An 18,081-nucleotide genomic window follows, 5' to 3' on the forward strand; every position below is an offset into this window, starting at 1 on the left:
GGCGTGCAGCATGTCGTCGTCGGCCACCCCGTGCTTGCGGGCGCTCGCCAGGATGACCGGGTCCCATCTACTCCATCAATATAACTTGATGCGCGGCCGCTGGTGACCCAAGAGCGTCGCGCGAGCGGCGCCGCCCAGAACAGGGAGTTCCGGACCGCGAGCGGCACGAGGGACCTGACGACTTGACAGAGACAAAGTCGGCGTAATGGGCGGATATTCGCCTCAGCCGTCGCCACGATCGGTGGCCATGGTGCAGGCGTGATCCGGTCGCTGTGGAGGCGCGGATCCGACAACATGGCGTCCATGCCTGTTCGGGTTGCCATTGTCGGGGACTACCAGCCGGACCACGAGACGCACCCGGCGACCACTGCAGCGGTGCACCACGCCGGGGAGTACCTGGACTTGGCTATGGAGGTCTCGTGGATCGCAACCGACGACGCCGACTCGCTAGCTGCGCTGGGTGACTTTGACGGAGTCTGGATCGCTCCGGGGAGCCCGTACCGGAGCCTTGATGGCGCTCTCGCTGCCATCGGGGTGGCGCGTGAGCATGAGATTCCCCTGCTTGGTACCTGCGCCGGTTTCCAGCACGTGGTCATCGAGTTCGCCCGCCGTGTCCTCGGCGAGGCTGGGGCGCATCACGCCGAGTACGACCCTCTGGCCGCGTCGTTGTTCATCACGCCGCTGTCATGCTCCCTGGCCGGGAAGACATTCGAGGTGGCACTGGACGCAGGAAGTCTGACGCACGAGGCCTACGGCAAGACGCGGGTGTCCGAGCGCTACTACTGCAACTTCGGGTTGAACCCGGAAAAGGAGCCGGCTCTGGCCGCAGCCGGGCTGAAGATCACCGGGCGAGACCAAAGCGGCGAGGCGCGGATCATCGAACTTGCTGAACATCCCTTCTTCGTGGGGACACTGTTCGTACCGCAGGTCGCGAGTTCCCGGGAGACTCCTCACCCGTTGGTCACAGCCTTCGCCCGCAGCGCGTCCACCTGCTCGGAGCGACGGACGAACTCCGACTCGAATGGCCACCGCTCCATCGCGGAGCGGTGGGTCACCGACGACGATCTGTTCGCAGCCCGGCGACGCTTCGCCGACCGTATACCCGGCTTCAGGCCACCGGTCGCCTACAGCGTCGCCCGGATGGACGACGGTCATCTGAGCTTTGGTCATGTCAATGGCCCCACCGGCGAGCACCGGCTTCCCGCCGCCGTCCTGGCCTCCTTCTGCGGCTACACCAACCGGACCGGCACCTTCGCTCTGAGCAGGGATGACTTCTCTTGTGCCGTGGCCGCCCTGGCGCCGGCCGAGGCCGCTACTCACTGGGAACACCCCAACCTGTGGTCGTGGCGACGGTTGCTAGAACAGGCCGGGCCGGAAAGTTCTTTCATAGCCTTATATCTCACCAACCTCGACGACCCAGTGGCCGACGAGCACGATGCTGCCTTCCGGTCGCTTCTGCCCGTACCCGAGCAGAACGGCAGCGCAGCCGGCTAGGTTGGACAAACGAACAGGCGCTCGTAGGCGCTATGCACCTCTCGCTATCTGGGATCAGATTCTGTCGGAGGCCGTGCAACGTAGGGCGACGGACAACCACCGAGCATGGCCACCGCCGGGACGTCTTACCGGAGATCACTGAAAGTACATATCGCCGATTTAGCGTGCCCGGGTCGAGGTCGGTCCGTACTTGGACGAGCGCAAGATTCTGCTCGCTAAATCGGTTCCAGTTCGCTTTCTGCGGGCTCACAAGGAAGAAGTGTTATCAAGAGGGAAAGTTAGTAACAGATATCACACATCTGTGATTAACTGGAGGGTGTGGTAACAGATACGCGTCCTTCGGGGTGGCCTGCCCTCAGCTATGAGGAGCGCCCCTGGAAGATCCCAGACGGGATCTCGCGGACCGAGCGTCGGAAGCTCGCAACTATTTATAGAGCGGCCGTCGTCCCCGAAATCGCCAACATAGGCCGTGTACCGCTACCTGGCGAGGTCGAGGCGGTGGTCGCTGAAGCTTCCGCCGAGATCGCCCGGTTTGACGCCGAAGTGGGCGCTGACATCGCACCCTTCTCTGCCATCCTGCTGCGCTCCGAATCTGCCGCCTCCTCGAAGATCGAGAACTTGACCGCTTCGGCCAAGGCGATCGCCCTCGCAGAGCTCGGTGACCCGAGCCGGCGAAACGCTGCGGTCATCGTGGCCAACACGCACGCCATGCAGGCAGCCATCGCTCTCGCCGACCATCTTGACGAGACTGCAATCCTGCAGATGCACTCCGCACTTGTGGAGCCGACTCATCCTGAGTGGTGCGGCCAGTGGCGAGACGAGCAGGTCTGGATCGGCGGGAGCAACGCTGGGCCATTCGGCGCGCTCTACGTGGCCCCTCACCATGAGCACGTCCCGGGCCTCATGAGGGACCTGGTCCGGTTCCTCGACCGTGATGATCTGTCCCCGCTCACCCAAGCGGCCATAGCGCACGCCCAGTTCGAAACGATCCATCCCTTCCCCGATGGGAATGGCCGGGTCGGGCGCGCTCTTATACACGCGCTGTTGAGAGGTAAAGGCCTCACACGCCAGGTGACCGTGCCAGTGTCTGCCGGCCTGCTCGTCGACACAGACGGGTACTTCACGGCTCTAGGCGAATACCGACTCGGTGATCCGACCCCACTAGTTCATCGCCTCGCCGACGCCTCCCTTGCCGCAATCGCCAACGGACGAGGGCTGCTCAGGGAGCTGCACGAGTTACGCGAGAGCTGGGATGAGCGGGTCAAGGCAAGGCGTGGTGCCACCGCTTGGTCAGTGGCTGATCTGCTGCTGCGTCAGCCGGTGGTCGACTCGGCTCTCATCCAAGAGGAGCTAGAAGTGCCGGCCATGACGGCCAACCGGGCAATCGAGGCTCTAGTGGACGCGCGGATCTTGACGAAGGTCTCCGGCAACTATCGGGACCGCAAGTGGGCAGCTAACGATGTCCTGACCGCTCTCGACGCATTTGCTACTCGGGCTGGTCGGCGAGGCGGCTGAGACCAGGAGCCACCTCCAGAGTCCCGGCACGCCCGACTTCGTCATCTGCCCTGATCCGGGGAGACGGCTTCGGATCCAGAAAGGAGCTTTTGGCGACGGGCATGTCCAGCCGGCTCGCTGACCGCCAAGCTGGAGCGCTGAACGTGCCGGAAAATTTCACCGTGGACCGGAGCGTTCTGCATCGCCTTCCAGGCTGCCTTGCGGCACCGATGACCGCTCGGTATCGCCGATTTGGATCGGGGGACCGAGGCTGGCGGGATCTGATCTGGGCGCGTGTTCGGAGCGGTGAAGTGATACCATGACACCATGGCGAAGAACTTCACGGTCAGACTCCCCGACGACGTAGCCGCCGACGCCGAAGCCCTAGCCCGCGCCGAAGGAAAAAGCCTCAACGAGACCGTAAAGACTGCATTGATCGAAGCCGTCGAACGCCGCCGCAGCGACCCTGAGTTCAAGAAGACCCTGAAGAAGATCATCGAACAGGACCGAGAGCTGCTCGAACGCCTAGCCAGGTGACCTTCCGGTACCTGGAGCTCGACGACTATCTGGCCATCGCCGCTGAGGTCACCGGTCTGCAAGTCGAGACGCTTGTCAACGCGACAAAGACAGACCTGGCCGACTCGGCCCTTCACGCTCGGGCGGCCAGTTTCGGAGATCAGGAGTTCTATCCCGACTTCGTGGACAAGGCGGCGCTGCTGATCGTGCGGCTGGCAAAGAACTTCGGTGATCACAGATTGATCACAAACGCGCCGGGATCGGCCGGTACAGAGCCCCTTGAAGCGGGACGACCGGATGACAGAAATCGCCTCTGACCAGCCACGACGTGATTCATCGGGACGGGTCGGGATGGTCCTGATCGGAGTTCGATTCCCGCTCCGGGCACAGCCAGCAGCTTTCGAGCGTTTTCGCACGACGGGTCGCGCGAAAGGCGTCGGTTTCTTCCCGTACCCCATTGGGTCGATGTTGGGAATCGTGAGGGGAGTGGCGTGCGATGATTTCCGTGGTGGCACGCCGCTCATCTCTGACGAACACGCTCTACCGCCTGGCCCGCGCGTCTGCTACTGGCCGGGCCGCAAGCAGGGGGCCGGCATCGCTGGCGAAGCGTCAGGTGCGCCGCGCCGTCTACCGGTCCGAAGGCAAAGAGACCCGTCGCTTCTTCAAGATGTTCGGGCTGTAGGCGGGGACGCGCCACAAATCGTCAACGGCCCGAGCGGCGTTAGCGGCCTGAGGTTTTTGCGGGACGAATCTGTTTTGGGGGACAAGGCCGTCGTCGTATGACGTCTGTGTCCCGCAAAAAGTGAATGTCCCGGAAAAAGACCGGGCCCGTGGCGCAGGGTCAGGTCCGTGGACGCATTGGGCCGCCGATGGCAGCCCAAGAAGACCCCTCCTCGGAGGCCGGCGCCGGCCAACCGCCCTCGCCGGCCCCGCGCTCGTCAACACCACCGCCGGCCCCGCCCTCGCCGCCGCCGCCGGCCCCGCGCTCGTCAACATCACCGCCGGCCCCGCCCTCGCCACCGCGGCCGGCCCCGCCCTCGCCACCGCGGCCGGCGGTCGTCGCGGCCGGCTCGTCGTCGGCCTCCTGCTCCACGACAGTCGGCAACTCGATGTGGATGACCGTGCCCCCACCCGGAGGTGACGCCGCTGCCACGGTCCCGCCGTGCGACTCCACCACCTGCCTGACGATCGCGAGCCCCAGTCCCGACCCGGGCATGGCCCGGGCGCTGTCCGCCCGGTAGAAACGATCGAACACCTTCGGCAGGTCCCTCTCGCCGATACCGGGACCCTGGTCGCGCACGTCGAGCGTCCATCTGTCGCCCCGCGCCAGCCACACAGCCACGTGCCCGTCGGGAGGGCTCCACTTGGCTGCGTTGTCCAACACGTTGAGCACGGCCCGCTCGAGCAGCGTCGGCTGTGCCCGCACCGACCCGGGGGTCAGCTGCACGTCGAACACGACCGCCGGCGCGCGCCGGCGGGCCCGCTCGACGGCGCGCTCGACGAGCGCGTCGAAGCGCACCTCGATCGGCTCGGACTGGACCTCGTCCTCGCGTGCCAACTCGACCACGTCGCCGACGAGCGTCGTGAGCTCCTGGAGCTGCGCGTTGACGTCGGCCATGAGCTCGGCCCTGTCCTGCGCCGGCAGGTCGGGTACCCGCAGCAGCACCTCGATGTTGGTACGCAGGCTCGTGAGCGGCGTGCGCAGCTCGTGGCCCGCGTCTGAGATGAGCTGGGCCTGCTGGCGCCGCGACGCCGCCACCGCGGCGAGCATCGCGTTGAACGATCTTGCCAGTCTCGCCAGCTCGTCGTCGCCCTGCTCCTCGATGACCGCCTCGAGGTTCTGCGTCTCCGCCACATGCTCGGCGGCGGCGGTCAGCCTCTCCACGGGCCGCATGGTCGCCCTGGCGACCAGGTAGCCGAGCGCGACAGCGGCCGCGACACCGGCGAGGGCGACCAGCCACAGGATCGTGCGAAGGTCGGCGAGTGTGTGCTCGATATCGGTTAGCGGCCGGGCGATCTGGATCGCGTACTGCTCGCCGTTGAGACCGACGTAGCCGCCCTCGGTGATCACCCGGTAGCGCTCGCCCTGGTATCTGACCGTGTCGACGCTGTAGCCGTGGTCGGTCGAAGCCAGCTGCGCTTGGGGCCCGCTCACCGACATCGGCGGTGAGATGCTGGTGAAGGCGATGCTCCCGTCGGTGCCTATCACCTGCAGGAAGCTGTCGTGGTTGCGGTGCAGGAAGGTCGCCACTCTTTGGGGGTCGAGGCCGCCACCAGGCGAGAGGCTCTGCGCGATCGAGACGTCGCTCTGCAGCGACGAGTCGACCTGTCCCAACAGCTCGTGCCTGACCGCGAAGTAGGACGCTATTGCGGCCACCGCCAGGGTCAGCCCGACCGCGAGCGCGACGAGCGTGGTGAGGCGCGCCCGGAAGCTCGTTCGGCGGACCCATGTGGGCACGGGCTAGCTCCTCACCGCTTCTCTCAGGACGTAGCCGACCCCGCGCACCGTGTGGATGAGGCGCGGCTCTCCCGACGCCTCGGTCTTGCGTCGCAGGTACCCGATGTAGACCTCGAGCGAGTTGGAGTTGGCGCCGAAGTCGTAGCCCCACACGCGGTCGAAGATGAGCTCTCTCGGCAGGACCTGGCGGGGGTTGCGCAGGAGCAACTCGAGCAGGAGGAACTCGGTGCGGGTCAACTCGATGCGCCGGCTGCCCCGGAACACTTCCCGTGTTCCCGGGTCGAGGGAAAGGTCCGAATAGCGCAGGACCTCGTCGTCGCTGGGCGTGCCCCGGCGGAGCAGCGCCCTGATCCGCGCCAGGAGCTCCTCGAGCGCGAACGGCTTGACCAGGTAGTCGTCGGCGCCGGCGTCGAGGCCCTCGACGCGCTCGTTGACCGCAGCCCGTGCCGTGAGCATCAGCACCGGGGTCGCGTCGCCGGCTTTGCGAAGCCTGCGGCACACCTCGAGACCGTCCATCCGCGGCATCGCGACGTCGAGGACTATCGCGTCGGCCGGCCGCTCGGCGTGCGCCAGCAGCGCGGCCGAACCGTCGTCGGCGGTCTCGGTCTCGTAACCCTCGAACCGCAGGGCGCGGTCGAGCGCCTGGCGGACCGCCGGCTCGTCGTCGACAACGAGGACTCTCATCCCCTCCAGTGTTGCGGAAACACATGAGAATCGGCTGAACCGGACCCCCTTGCTCCGGTACGATTCGACTCCCATGTCCCGCGTGCTGATCGAGCGCCGCTTGATGGACGTAGCCCAGAGGCTCAAGCGCGCCCGGGAGGAGCTGGCGATCATCGACGAGCAGCTGGCGGTTCTCGCCGACGCCGCCGACGAGGCGCGCATCCGCTCGCTGGTCTCGGAGACCCCGCTGGCGCACCGGGACTACACCGACGCCCAGCGTCACGCCGACGCCATGGACCGCACTCGCCGGTCGGTCCTCTCCGACGTCGCCGAGCTGGAAGCCGCCCAGGACGACCTGCTCGACCGGCTGATCGCCGAGACCACCGCGCCCTGACACGCCCGTATCGTGCGGCGCGCGACCGCCGGGCGTGGCAGGCTGTTCGCTCCGCAGGTACCCCAGCACCGGAGGAGCGACGTACGTGGCTGTGCGAGTTGTGATCGCCGAGGACGAGGCGATTGTCCGCCTCGACCTCAAGGAGATCATGGAGGAAGAGGGTTACGAGGTGGTCGGCGAGACCGGCCGCGGCGACGAGGCGGTGGACCTCGTCAGGCAGCACAAGCCGGACCTCGCGATCCTCGACATCAAGATGCCCGGCTCTGACGGCCTGACCGCGGCACGGGCCATCAGCTCCGATCGGCTGTGCGCGGTGCTGATCCTGACCGCGTTCAGCCAGCGGGACCTGATCGAGCAGGCCCGCGACGCCGGCGCCCTCGCGTACCTGGTCAAACCTTTCCAGAAGAGCGAGCTGCTGCCGGCGATAGAGATGGCCATCGGCAGGTTCGCGGAGATGAAGGCGCTCGACGATCAGGTCAAGTCGCTCGAGGAGAGCCTGGAGGTCCGCAAGGCCGTCGACCGGGCCAAGGGCGTCCTCATGGATGAGCTCGGCTGGGGCGAGCGCGAGTCGTTTTCGTGGATCCAGAAGCGTGCGATGAACGACAGGGTCAAGATGGTCGACGTCGCCGACCGCGTGATCGACGGCAGCCTGCGACCCGAAGGACCCGCGGCCGCGGACGCCGGCAGCGGCTCGGATCACTAGCGCCGGAGGGGCTGATGACTACCTGGCAGTTTGCTGACATCTTCGAGGCGATCGCGGACGTCCTGCCCGACGCCCCCGCGCAGCGCCACGGCGACACCGTGTACAGCTGGGCCGAGTTCGACCGCCGCGCCGACTCGCTCGCGGCCGACCTGATCGGGGCCGGCCTCGGCCAGCAGTCGAAGGTCGCGGCCTATCTGTACAACGGCCCCGAGTACCTCGAGGTGTACTACGCGGCGTTCAAGGCCGGCATGGCGCCGGTGAACGTCAACTACCGCTACGGCCCCGGCGAGGTCACCTACCTCCTCGACAACGCCGACGCCGAAGCGATCATCTTCCACGCGTCGTTCGCGCCGCTCCTCGAGGAGATCCGCGGCGAGCTCCCCAAGGTCAAGGCCTGGTACGTGGTCGACGACGGGTCCGACGTTCCGGCCTGGGCCAAGCGCTACGAGGATGTCGCAACCGCCAAGACGGACAGGACCAAACCCCCCTGGGGGCGCTCGCCTGACGACCTGCTGCTCCTGTACACCGGGGGCACCACCGGGATGCCCAAGGGTGTGATGTGGCGCCACGACGACCTGGTCAACGTCCTCGGCGCCGGCGGCAACCCGTTCATAGGCGCGCCCCCCGCCGAGGACGTAACAGAGATCCGCGCCAGGCTCGAAGCGGGGCAGAAGGGGGTGTCCTCACTGCCGGCGTGCCCGCTCATGCACGGGACGGGGCAGTTCAGCGCGTTCATCGCTCTCGTCGGCGGCGGCTCGGTGGTCACCATGCCGAACCGCACGTTCGACCCGGCTCTGCTGTGGCGCACGGTGTCCGACGCCGAAGTCAACGCGATCGCGATCGTGGGCGACGCGTTCGCGCGACCGATGCTCGCCGAGCTCGACGCGAACCCGGGGAAGTACGACCTGTCGAAGCTCCTCGTCATCAACTCCTCCGGCGTGATGTGGAGCCAGGAGGTCAAGGACGGGCTCCTCCGCCACATCCCCCACGTCATCCTCTTCGACAGTCTCGGCTCGTCCGAGGCGGTAGGGCTCGCTGCGAGCGTCTCCGCCGCGGGCGCCTCCGCGTCGACGGCCCGCTTCAGCCTCGGCAACGGCGTGCGGGTCCTCACCCCCGACGATCGCGACGTCGAGCCCGGCTCGGGTGACGTCGGCGTCATCGCGCTCCCCGGGTTCATGCCCGTCGGCTACTACAAGGACCCCGAGAAGACCGCGCGCACGTTCCGGGTGCTCGACGGCCAGCGGTACTCGGTGCCCGGCGACTGCGCGACGGTCGACGCGGACGGGACCATTCAGTTGCTCGGGCGCGGCTCGGTGGTCATCAACACCGGCGGCGAGAAGGTCTACCCCGAGGAAGTCGAGGAGGTCATCAAGCAGCTGCCCCAGGTCGCGGACGCGGTGTGCGTCGGCGTGCCCAACGAGCGCTTCGGCGAGGCCATCTGCGCGGTGGTGGAGGTGTACCCCGACGCCACGGTGACCGACGACGAGGTCCGCGACGCGGTACGTGCGAAGCTCGCCGGCTACAAGGTGCCGCGCACGGTGCGCCTCGTCGACAGCATCGGGAGGAGCCCGGCGGGCAAGGTCGACTACCAGCGCCTGAAGGCCGATTCCGCCGCGGAGGTCGCAGGGGCGGAGCGCTGATGGGTCGCTTCGTCGACCCGGTGATCGCGGCGGACCTCGAGGCGATCCCTTTCAACCTCAACCTCGGCCATGACAGCCTCGCTGTTTCGCGCGACTTCAGGTCCCAGATGGCCGCGGCGATCGAGCTCTCCGACGAGGTCGAGCGGGAGGATCACGTCGTGGCCGGCCGCTCACGGTGGGAAGGAGAGGGGCCCCACGTGAAGGTCCGCGTCTACCGGCCGAAGGGCGTCTCGGGGACGCTGCCGTGCGTCTACGCGATCCACGGCGGTGGTTACGTGATGGGCTCGTTGGACATGGAGGACCTCCGCTTCGACTCGTGGTGCCGGTCGCTCGGCGTCGCCGGCGTGTCGGTCGAGTACCGGTTGGCGCCCGAGCACCCGTACCCGGCCCCGCTGGAGGACTGCTACGCGGGGCTGCGCTGGGTGTTCGACAACGCCGGCGAACTGCAGGTCGACCCGTCGCGCATCGGCATCTGCGGGACCAGCGCCGGCGGCGGGCTCGCCGCCGGGCTGGCGTTGCTGGCGCGCGACAGGGGAGAGCTCCACCCGGCGTTCCAGCTGCTCGTCTACCCGATGCTCGACGACCGCCAGGTCACACCGTCGAGCAGGTGGGACGTCCCCATCTGGAGCCCGGGCAACAACGAGTTCGGTTGGCGCTCCTTCCTCGGCGACCTTTACGGAACCGACCGCATCCCTGCTTACGCCGCGCCGGCCAGGGCGGAGGACCTGTCGGGGCTGCCGCCGGCGTCGGTGTGGGTCGGCACGGCCGACGGCTTCTGCGACGAGGACATCGCCTACGCGCAGCGCCTGAACCAGGCCGGGGTGCACACGGAGCTGCACTTGTACCCGGGCGCACCGCACGGCTTCGACGCCTTCTCCGCTAAGGCTGCCGTGTCCCGGCGCTGCCGGCGGGACATGCAGGAGTGGCTGCGCGCGGCGTTCGGCCTGGACCGCGAACAGGAGAGCGCCGGTTGACCAACCGGAGAGCGCTAGTCACCGGAGGGGCCGGCTTCATCGGATCGCATCTCGTCGATGCTCTGATCCGCGACGGCGATGAAGTCGTTGCAATCGACAACCTCGAGACCGGCCACCGCGACAACGTCAACCCGGCCGCGCGGCTGGTCGTCTGCGACGTCGCGGACCCCGACGCCGTCGGCGACGCGATGCAGGGCGTGGAGGTCGTCTACCACCTGGCTGCCGCGCGGGCGGTCCTGCGCTCGGTGGACTTCCCCCGCGAGAGCGACCGGGCCAACACGGGCGGCACCTTGAACATCCTGGAGTGCGCGCGCCAGGCGGGTGCCAGGAGAGTGGTGAGCACGTCCTCGTCGTCGGTGTACGGCGGGGCCGCGGTGACGCCAACCCCAGAGACGGCTCCGCTCATACCGAGGTCCCCTTATGCCGTGTCGAAGATGGCAGGGGAGAACTACGCCCGCGTGTACTGGGAGCTTCACCGCTTGGAGACGGTGTCGTTGAGGCTGTTCAACGTGTACGGCCCGCGCCAACGCCCAGAGAGCGCTTACGCGGCGGTGATCCCGTTGTTCGTGGACGCGCTGCGCGCCGGGCGGCCGCCGGAGGTCCACGGCGACGGGACCCAGAGCCGCGATTTCACTTTCATCGACGACACCGTCGCTGCGTTCCTGGCAGCGGGAAGCGCGCCCGCCGAGCGCTGCGCCGGCAAGGTCTACAACATCGCCGGCGGCAGCGACCACAGCCTGCTCGAGCTGCTCGAACACCTCAAACGCCTCCTGAACGTGGACATCGCGCCGACGCACACCGCCAGGCGCGCGGGGGACGTCGACCGCAGCCGCGCCGACGCCTCTGCGGCACAGCGGGACCTCGGCTGGTCCGCCACGACACCGTTCGACAAGGGGCTAGCCGAGACCGTCGCCTGGTTCACCCGGCGAGGCTGACCCCGGGCGCTCGCGACGGGGGTCGAGCAGAGGCCACTCCGGCTGCAAGCCACCACCTCGGCGTTTCCAGGCGAGGCCGGACAACGCCTCCAGCACCACGCGGTTCGCCAGATAAGCCGTGACCTCGGCGCTGTCGTAGGGGGGTGACACCTCCACGACGTCCATCCCGGCGAGTGGTACCTCCATCGCGACGCGCCGCACTGCGTCGAGCACCTGGCGCGCCGACAGCCCGCCCGGCTCCGGTGTGCCGGTCCCCGGTGCGGATCCGGGGTCGACGACGTCGACGTCGACGGAGAGGAAGACCGCGTCGCACCCGTCGGTGGCTATCGCCATCGCCTCGGTGAGGCACTCGTCGAGCCCGCGCGCGACGACCTCGGTCATCTCGAAGCTGCGCATGCCCTGGTCGGCCATCCACGCCAGGGTCTCGGGTTCGGGCCAGTACCCGCGCAGCCCGATCTGCAGGAACCTGTCGCCGCGCGCGGCGCCCGATTCGATCAGCCTTCGCATCGGTGTTCCGTGGCCGATCAACGACCCGAACTGCGTGTCTCCGGTATCCGCGTGCGCGTCGAAATGGATGACCGAGACCTTGCCCCAGCCGACGTGGCGCGCCACTCCTGTCACGTCCGGCCAGGCGATGGTGTGGTCGCCGCCGAGCACCACCGGGACGGCACCGGACGAGGCGATCTTCAGGACGGCCGCCTCGAGGCGCGCCATGCTCGTCTCGATCTCACCCGCCGGCATCTCCACGTCGCCGGCGTCCACCACGCGCAACTCGACGAGAGGGTCCACTCCCAGCGACAGGTGCGGGCGGCTCCCGTCGTGGGGGAGGTAGTCGGTCAAGCGGATCGCCTGTGGACCGAAGCGGGCGCCGGGCCGGTGCGAGGTGCCGCCGTCGTAGGGCGCCCCGAGGATCACCGCGCCGGCGCCGGCCAACGACTCGGGCTCGTCGAGGTCGGCAGCCGGCACGCCGAGGAACGTTGCGTCCGGGCCGTACATGTTCCCGATGCGCGCCACGCGCCGAGCGTAACGCCGAAGGCCGCCCGGCATCGCGCTGGCAGGCCATGACGTCGTCGCCGTCGCTGAACGCGATGACTTGAGGAGGCTTGAGCGCCGGCGAGTGCTGGATCGATCCGCTCTCTGAGGCTCGAGTCGATCAGCGGACCGGCCGTACCCGGTCCCCGGCTGTACGCTCGCAGCATGCCCGAGGGGTTCCACCCACCGCTCGAGGAGTACCTGGAGGCGATCCACGAGCTCGGTGAAGAGGGGATCGTCGTCATACAGGCGCGCCTCGCCGAACGCCTCGGGCACTCGGCGCCGGCCGTGTCGGAGATGATCCGCAGGCTGCGCGACGAAGGATATGTAGAGGAAAAAGACCGCCCGCTTCTGTTGACCACCCGAGGCAGGGCGCTGGCGGAGAGCGTGGTCCGCAAGCACCGCCTCGCTGAGCGGCTGCTCACCGACATCATCGGGCTCCCGTGGGAGAAGGCCCACATCGAAGCCGGGCGCTGGGAGCACGTCATCTCCGACGAGGTCGAAGCGCGACTCGTGGAGGTCCTGGGCAACCCCACGACATGCCCCCACGGCAACCCGATCCCCGGCGCCGGCGCCGCCCGCGACGACCTCACGGTCCTCTCGGAGAGCAAGCAAGGCGACCACGTGCGTCTCATGCGGGTCACCGAGCAGATCGAGATCGACCTCGACTCGCTCTCGTATCTCTCCTCCCACGGTTTCATCCCCGGTACAGAGGCGACCGTCTCCTCCCGGGCACCGGACGGGACTCTCATCCTCGACCTCGGTCCGCGCACCATCGCCCTCGGGCCGGCCCTCGCACAACAACTGTTCGTCACGGCGGCCTAACCCGTGGCGCGCGTGATGCTGCTGGACGGGAACTCGCTCACCTACAGGGCGTTCTTCGCGCTGCCCACCGATCTGGCCACCGCATCGGGGCAGGTGACCAACGCCGTGTTCGGGTTCACCTCGATGCTCATAAACCTCATCAAGGACCACCACCCGGACCAGCTCGTCGCCACGTTCGACCGGCCCGAGCCGACGTTCCGCCACAGCATGGTCGAGGGGTACAAGGAAGGGCGCGCCGAGACGCCCGACATCCTCCGCCAGCAGATGGGCCTGGTCCGCCAGGTCGTCGAGACCCTGCACATACCGACGGTCGAATTGCCCGGCTACGAGGCGGACGACGTGATCGCGACTCTCGCGACGCAGTCAGCCGCCCGCGGCGACGAGGTGATCGTCGTCACCGGCGACAGGGACACCTACCAGCTGGTGCAGGATCCCAACGTCAAGGTCCTGTACAACCGGCGCGGCGTCTCGGACTACGTCCTGTACGACGAGGCGGGCATCGCGGAGAGAACCGGTGTCACGCCCGAGAAGTACCCGCAGTACGCGGCGCTGCGCGGCGACCCGTCCGACAACCTCGCGGGCGTCCCGGGGGTGGGGGAGAAGACCGCGGCGAAGCTGATCAACACCTACGGGGACCTCGACGGGATCTTCGCCCACCTCGACGAGCTGACCCCCAAGCTTCGCCAGAGCCTCGCCGACTCGGAGGCGAAGGTCCGGGCGAACGCCTCGGTGACACCGCTGGTCCGTGACGTTCCCGTGTCGTTCGAACCCGACGAAGCCGCCCTCGGCGGGTGGGAGCTCGACGAGGTCCGCCGCCTGTTCGACTTCCTCGAGTTCCGCGTGCTGTGGGACCGTTTCGTCGATGCTGTCGGCGCTGCAGGCTCGGCTTCCGGCGCGCCGGCGGGCGCAACGTCGGGGGAGCGCCTCGACATCGACGTCGCCGCCCTCGACGAGAAGTCGGCCGCCGCCGCCATCTCCGCGTGGCTCTCCCAGGGCGCGGAGCTGAGCGTCGCGGGAGCGTGGTCCGGTCTCGAGGGGCGCTCGTCGCTGGTCGGGCTGGCGGCGATCCAGGTTCCCGCGCCGCCAGGACCGGTGGAGGTGCACTGGCTCGGGGAGTCGCTGCTCGACTCCGGCGACGTTCTCGAAGCCCTCGGCCGCCTGCTCAGCGACCCGAAGGTCCACGTGTCCGCGCACAACGCCAAAGCGCTGATGAGGGGGCTGTCGGTACTGGGGGTGTCTTTTACCAACCTGGAGCTCGACCCGTCGATCGCGGCCTACCTCGTCGACCCGGCCGGGGACCAGTACCTCCTCGAGGACCTCGCCATGCGCTACGCCGGCGTGGAGCTCGCCCGCGCGGACGGCCCGGAGCCGGGGCAGCTCGACCTCGCCGGCACCGCTGCGGAGCCGTCGGAGGAGGCCGGCCGGCGGGCGGCCGCGGTCGCCCGCCTCATCGAACCGCTCGGTGCGGCGCTGTCGTCGCGGGGGATGTCCAAGCTCTACGACGACGTCGAGCGGCCGCTGGTCCAGGTGCTCGCGAAGATGGAGGAGGTCGGCGTACGCGTCGACGTGGACCGGCTGAGGGCGCTCGCCGGCGAGCTCGCCTCGGAGGCCAAAAGGCTCGAAGCCGAGATACAGGACCTCGCGGGCGTGCAGTTCGTCGTCAACTCGACGCCTCAACTCCGAGAGGTCCTGTTCGACAAACTCGGCCTGGCACCTCAGAAGAAGACCAAGACCGGATACTCGACCGACGCCCAGACACTCGAGAAGCTTCGGGGTCAGCATCCGATCGTGGAGGCGCTACTGCGTTACAGGGAGGTGGAGAAGCTCCGGTCGACGTACGGGGAGTCGTTGCTGGCCGAGGTGGCGCCGGACGGGCGGATCCACGCGACGTTCAACCAGACGGTGGCCCGCACCGGCCGGTTGAGCTCCGACCAGCCGAACCTGCACAACATCCCGATCCGCAGCGACGAGGGCCGCCGGTTCAGGGAGTGCTTCCTGCCGGCGGAGGGATGCCGTTTCCTGGTCGCCGACTACAACCAGATCGAACTTCGGGTGATAGCGCACCTCGCGGAGGAGCCGTCTCTCGTCGAGGCGTTCAAGGCCGGGACCGACATCCACAACCTCACCGCGACTCGGATCTACGGGGTCGGCCCCGCCGACGTGACGATCGCGATGCGCTCGAAGGCGAAGATGGTCTCCTACGGCCTGGCCTACGGGATGGAGGCTTACGGCCTCGCCCAGCGGCTCGCCATCCCCGTCGATGAGGCCTCGGAGATCCTGAAGGCGTACTGGGCGGGGTTCCCCAAGGTGCGCGAGTACATGGACCGCGTCGTCGCAGAAGCGCGCTCGCGCGGCTACACCGAGACGTTGTTCGGCCGCCGGCGCAGCATCCCCGAGCTGCAGTCCAACCGCTACCAGGTGCGCTCCGCCGGCGAGAGGCAGGCCATGAACGCTGGGATCCAGGGCCTGGCGGCCGACATATTCAAGGTGGCCCTGGTCCGCCTCGACGAGCGCCTGACCGCCGGCGCTCTCGCATCGCGGCTGGTGCTGCAGGTGCACGACGAGGTGATACTCGAGGTCCCGCCCGAGGAAAAGGACACGGCCGCGTCCGCGGTGTCCGACGCCATGTGCGGCGCGGCCGATCTGCTCGTCCCGTTGACGATCAACGTGGCGTGGGGGGACAACTGGGCGGCGGCCAAGGGCTGACGTTTGTTAAGAGGACAGGTGGCGGGACCGGCGTCCTTCCTTGCCGGCGTCGATGAGTGGTCAGGTGGCGGGACCGGCGCCCGGCCGAGCGGTCCTTCGGACAACGACTCGGCCGGGTCGCCGCTCCCGTCCCTGCCCACCGCTCACGCCGGGCGTTGGCAGCGCCTGCTCTCTCCTGCCTCACTCGCCGCCGACTTCTTGGCCGGCGCCCAGATTGTATGACGCGATACAGTGAACTGTATGACTACCATGGTCAGCTTCCGTGCCGACGACGACGATGTCGCTGAAGCCGATCGATGGGCCGACCGGCTCGGCGTCGAGCGCTCAGAGCTGCTGCGCGAAGCCCTCGCGGCGCACCTTGCCCGCCTTGCCGTCGAGGATGACGCCGGCATGTACGCGGCTCAGCCATTCACAGCGGACGACGCTGCATTGGATGCGACCGACGACTGGGGTCTCGACGAGGACTGGTCCGACTGGGCGGAGTGGGTCGATCGGCGGGACCGTGCAACGGGGTGAGATCTGGTTCGCCGCGGTTTCGGGCGGCGGCGATCGCCCGGTACTCGTCCTCACCCGCGATCCTGTTGCCGACCGCATAGACCGGGTGGTTGTGGCTGCGTTGACGCGCACGCACCGCGGAGTCGTGTCCGAGTTGGTATTGACGGTGGCCGGCGACGATGTGCCATCGGACTGTGTCGTATCCTTCGACAACTTGCACACCTTGCCCCGCTCTGTGTTCCGCCGCCGGGTCACCAAGCTCTCCGACGCGCGGATGGCTCGTGCCTGCCGGACGCTGAGGGCCGCGGTCGCCTGCTGACGACTTTGCGACCGGCTCGGGCGAGTAACCTCGGCGCCCGTCATGGTCCATGTGGCCGAACGCGGTGCGACGTTTCGGTCCGGGCGGGGCTTCGAGGAAGGGGCAGCCGTCGGGGCGGTTGCTGTCGCGTCCGGAATCGCCGGCGCGCTTGCTGGAACACACGCCACCGGCACACCGCTCCTCGATCCGCTGTACGCAGCGCTCCTGGCCGCAGCGGTCACGGTCGCGGCAGGGGTCGCGGGCCGGGCCACGGTTCTCTGGCTCGCGGCCGTTGCCGCTGCTTTCAGCCGTGGATACGAGATCTTCGCCGCTGTCGCGGGACTGCTGATCGCGTTCGCGGCTGCTTTGCCGCGGAGGTCGATCCGGCCAATCACCGCCGTTGCCGCCGCCGTGTCGGTGCAGGTCGTGCTGCGGTGGCCCCACTTCGGCTTCCAAGGGGCGAGCGCGCTGGTGGGTGCCGCCGCGGTGGCGCCAATCCTTGTGCATGCCCTGGTGCGCATGCAGCGTCGCCAGCGGCGAATCGTCGTTTGGGGGGCGTTCGGTGCTCTCGCGCTAGCCGCGCTGTTCTGCATTCCCCTTGCCGTCGAGGCTGCGCTGGCGCGGACCGACGCGTCGCGGGGTATCACCGCGGCTGAGGACGCACTCCACTCGGTCAGCTCAGGAGACGCTTCTGGCGGAAGGGCGCAGCTGACCACGGCACAAGCCGACTTCTCCTCGGTCGCCAGGCGGGTAGGTGCCTGGTGGACCGCCGGCGCACGGCTCGTACCGGTCGTCGCCCAGCAGCGGCAGGCGGTCGTCGCGGGTGCCCAAGTCGCCAGGGACGTCGCCCACACGGCCGGCCAACAGTCGGAACACATCAACTTCGGCACCCTCCATTACCACGACGGCGGCCTGGACCTGCAAGCCGTGGCGGCACTGAGTGGCCCCTTGCACCAGGTGGACCAGCAGTTGACGACGGGGGTTGTCCGGTTGCACTCGGTGAGATCCGACTGGCTCGTCGGGCCGCTCGCGTCGCGGCTGCGTCTGTTGACCACCCACGTCGTCGACGCGCAACGAAGCGCGTCGCTCGCGAGCGATGCTGTCGACGCTGCTCCGTCTTTGCTGGGGGGAGAGGGGACCCGGCACTATCTCGTCGCCGTCGCCGACCCGGCGGAGAGTCGCGGGCTCGGTGGGCTGCTGGTCTCGTACGGGCTGGTGACCGCGTCCAACGGCCATCTGAGCGTCGACCAGTTCGCGGACATCAGCAAGCTCAACTCGGCCGTGTCGGCGCACGGCGGTGCGAATATCACCGCGCCGGCCGACTTCGTGGCGCGGTACGGCCAGAACCCCGCGCAGTACGCGCAGAACGTCACCTACTCGCCGGATCTCCCGACTGTCACCCAGGTCATGGGTCAGCTGTACGCCAAGGCCGGTTACGGGCAGCTCGACGGGTT

General features: G+C 68.3%; 18 protein-coding genes. 15 read left to right on the forward strand and 3 right to left on the reverse strand.

Annotation, left to right across the window (positions count from 1 at the left end):
* The first annotated feature begins 303 nt into the window (after window positions 1-303).
* The 5 genes from VNF71_04870 to VNF71_04890 all read left to right on the forward strand — a co-directional run bounded on the left by VNF71_04870 (window position 304) and on the right by VNF71_04890 (window position 4,186).
* Window positions 304-1,494 carry a hypothetical protein gene (locus VNF71_04870; GenBank protein HVA73875.1) on the forward strand — a complete coding sequence of 397 codons (1,191 nt, stop codon included), beginning with the start codon at window positions 304-306 and terminating at the stop codon, window positions 1,492-1,494.
* A gap of 498 nt (window positions 1,495-1,992) precedes the next feature.
* Window positions 1,993-3,009 (forward strand): Fic family protein, encoded by a 1,017-nt coding sequence (locus VNF71_04875; protein ID HVA73876.1) that lies wholly within the window; start codon window positions 1,993-1,995, stop codon window positions 3,007-3,009.
* A gap of 306 nt (window positions 3,010-3,315) precedes the next feature.
* Window positions 3,316-3,525: a ribbon-helix-helix protein, CopG family gene (locus VNF71_04880; GenBank protein ID HVA73877.1), complete on the forward strand. Its 210-nt coding sequence runs from the start codon at window positions 3,316-3,318 to the stop codon at window positions 3,523-3,525.
* Window positions 3,522-3,821, forward strand: coding sequence for a hypothetical protein (locus tag VNF71_04885; GenBank protein ID HVA73878.1), 300 nt, complete (start codon window positions 3,522-3,524; stop codon window positions 3,819-3,821). Before VNF71_04880 ends, VNF71_04885 begins: the two co-directional genes overlap by 4 nt.
* Before the next feature lie 191 nt (window positions 3,822-4,012).
* The gene (locus VNF71_04890; GenBank protein ID HVA73879.1) at window positions 4,013-4,186 is read left to right on the forward strand and encodes a hypothetical protein; all 174 of its coding nucleotides are present in this window, start codon (window positions 4,013-4,015) and stop codon (window positions 4,184-4,186) included.
* Window positions 4,187-4,345: 159 nt separating this feature from the next.
* Here the strand turns inward: VNF71_04890 and VNF71_04895 are convergent, their stop codons facing one another.
* Together VNF71_04895 and VNF71_04900 are read right to left on the reverse strand one after the other, a co-directional pair.
* Entirely contained in the window at window positions 4,346-5,962 is a 1,617-nt protein-coding gene (locus tag VNF71_04895; GenBank protein ID HVA73880.1) for an ATP-binding protein, read from the reverse strand.
* A 3-nt stretch (window positions 5,963-5,965) separates the two neighbouring features.
* Complete coding sequence (locus VNF71_04900; GenBank protein ID HVA73881.1) at window positions 5,966-6,646, reverse strand: response regulator transcription factor; 681 nt, start codon at window positions 6,644-6,646, stop codon at window positions 5,966-5,968.
* Between the two features lie 73 nt (window positions 6,647-6,719).
* Between VNF71_04900 and VNF71_04905 the strand changes: the two genes are divergently transcribed.
* The 5 genes from VNF71_04905 to VNF71_04925 all read left to right on the forward strand — a co-directional run bounded on the left by VNF71_04905 (window position 6,720) and on the right by VNF71_04925 (window position 11,271).
* Entirely contained in the window at window positions 6,720-7,019 is a 300-nt protein-coding gene (locus VNF71_04905) for a hypothetical protein (GenBank protein HVA73882.1), read from the forward strand.
* A gap of 85 nt (window positions 7,020-7,104) precedes the next feature.
* On the forward strand, window positions 7,105-7,722 hold the full coding sequence (locus VNF71_04910; GenBank protein ID HVA73883.1) for a response regulator: 618 nt from the start codon (window positions 7,105-7,107) through the stop codon (window positions 7,720-7,722).
* A gap of 14 nt (window positions 7,723-7,736) precedes the next feature.
* Window positions 7,737-9,362 carry an acyl-CoA synthetase gene (locus tag VNF71_04915; GenBank protein ID HVA73884.1) on the forward strand — a complete coding sequence of 542 codons (1,626 nt, stop codon included), beginning with the start codon at window positions 7,737-7,739 and terminating at the stop codon, window positions 9,360-9,362.
* On the forward strand, window positions 9,362-10,336 hold the full coding sequence (locus VNF71_04920; GenBank protein ID HVA73885.1) for an alpha/beta hydrolase: 975 nt from the start codon (window positions 9,362-9,364) through the stop codon (window positions 10,334-10,336). Before VNF71_04915 ends, VNF71_04920 begins: the two co-directional genes overlap by 1 nt.
* Window positions 10,333-11,271, forward strand: a complete 939-nt coding sequence (locus tag VNF71_04925; GenBank protein ID HVA73886.1) for an NAD-dependent epimerase/dehydratase family protein — start codon at window positions 10,333-10,335, stop codon at window positions 11,269-11,271. The genes VNF71_04920 and VNF71_04925 overlap by 4 nt, the downstream gene beginning before the upstream one ends.
* Here VNF71_04925 and speB read toward each other — a convergent pair.
* Entirely contained in the window at window positions 11,233-12,285 is a 1,053-nt protein-coding gene (speB, locus tag VNF71_04930; protein HVA73887.1) for an agmatinase, read from the reverse strand. The genes VNF71_04925 and speB overlap by 39 nt on opposite strands.
* A gap of 183 nt (window positions 12,286-12,468) precedes the next feature.
* Here speB and VNF71_04935 point away from each other — a divergent pair, with 183 nt between their 5' ends.
* The 5 genes from VNF71_04935 to VNF71_04955 form a co-directional block, all read left to right on the forward strand.
* Window positions 12,469-13,128: a metal-dependent transcriptional regulator gene (locus VNF71_04935; protein HVA73888.1), complete on the forward strand. Its 660-nt coding sequence runs from the start codon at window positions 12,469-12,471 to the stop codon at window positions 13,126-13,128.
* 3 nt (window positions 13,129-13,131) lie between these two features.
* Window positions 13,132-15,834: a DNA polymerase I gene (gene polA, locus VNF71_04940; protein ID HVA73889.1), complete on the forward strand. Its 2,703-nt coding sequence runs from the start codon at window positions 13,132-13,134 to the stop codon at window positions 15,832-15,834.
* A 240-nt stretch (window positions 15,835-16,074) separates the two neighbouring features.
* Entirely contained in the window at window positions 16,075-16,350 is a 276-nt protein-coding gene (locus VNF71_04945; protein HVA73890.1) for a ribbon-helix-helix protein, CopG family, read from the forward strand.
* Window positions 16,337-16,648 carry a type II toxin-antitoxin system PemK/MazF family toxin gene (locus VNF71_04950; GenBank protein HVA73891.1) on the forward strand — a complete coding sequence of 104 codons (312 nt, stop codon included), beginning with the start codon at window positions 16,337-16,339 and terminating at the stop codon, window positions 16,646-16,648. The genes VNF71_04945 and VNF71_04950 overlap by 14 nt, the downstream gene beginning before the upstream one ends.
* A gap of 42 nt (window positions 16,649-16,690) precedes the next feature.
* A partial coding sequence (locus VNF71_04955) for a DUF4012 domain-containing protein (protein ID HVA73892.1) occupies window positions 16,691-18,081 on the forward strand: 1,391 nt, incomplete at its 3' end.

Source organism: Acidimicrobiales bacterium (assembly GCA_035533095.1).
Lineage (GTDB): Bacteria > Actinomycetota > Acidimicrobiia > Acidimicrobiales > Palsa-688 > DATLUM01.

Bases quoted from the DNA above. Each gene is read 5' to 3' on its own strand.
- VNF71_04870 (HVA73875.1), top strand. From the start codon at position 304: ATGCCTGTTCGGGTTGCCATTGTCGGGGACTACCAGCCGGACCACGAG.
- VNF71_04880 (HVA73877.1), top strand. From the start codon at position 3,316: ATGGCGAAGAACTTCACGGTCAGACTCCCCGACGACGTAGCCGCCGAC.
- VNF71_04900 (HVA73881.1), bottom strand. From the start codon at position 6,646: ATGAGAGTCCTCGTTGTCGACGACGAGCCGGCGGTCCGCCAGGCGCTC.
- VNF71_04905 (HVA73882.1), top strand. From the start codon at position 6,720: ATGTCCCGCGTGCTGATCGAGCGCCGCTTGATGGACGTAGCCCAGAGG.
- VNF71_04915 (HVA73884.1), top strand. From the start codon at position 7,737: ATGACTACCTGGCAGTTTGCTGACATCTTCGAGGCGATCGCGGACGTC.
- VNF71_04920 (HVA73885.1), top strand. From the start codon at position 9,362: ATGGGTCGCTTCGTCGACCCGGTGATCGCGGCGGACCTCGAGGCGATC.
- VNF71_04935 (HVA73888.1), top strand. From the start codon at position 12,469: ATGCCCGAGGGGTTCCACCCACCGCTCGAGGAGTACCTGGAGGCGATC.
- VNF71_04945 (HVA73890.1), top strand. From the start codon at position 16,075: ATGACTACCATGGTCAGCTTCCGTGCCGACGACGACGATGTCGCTGAA.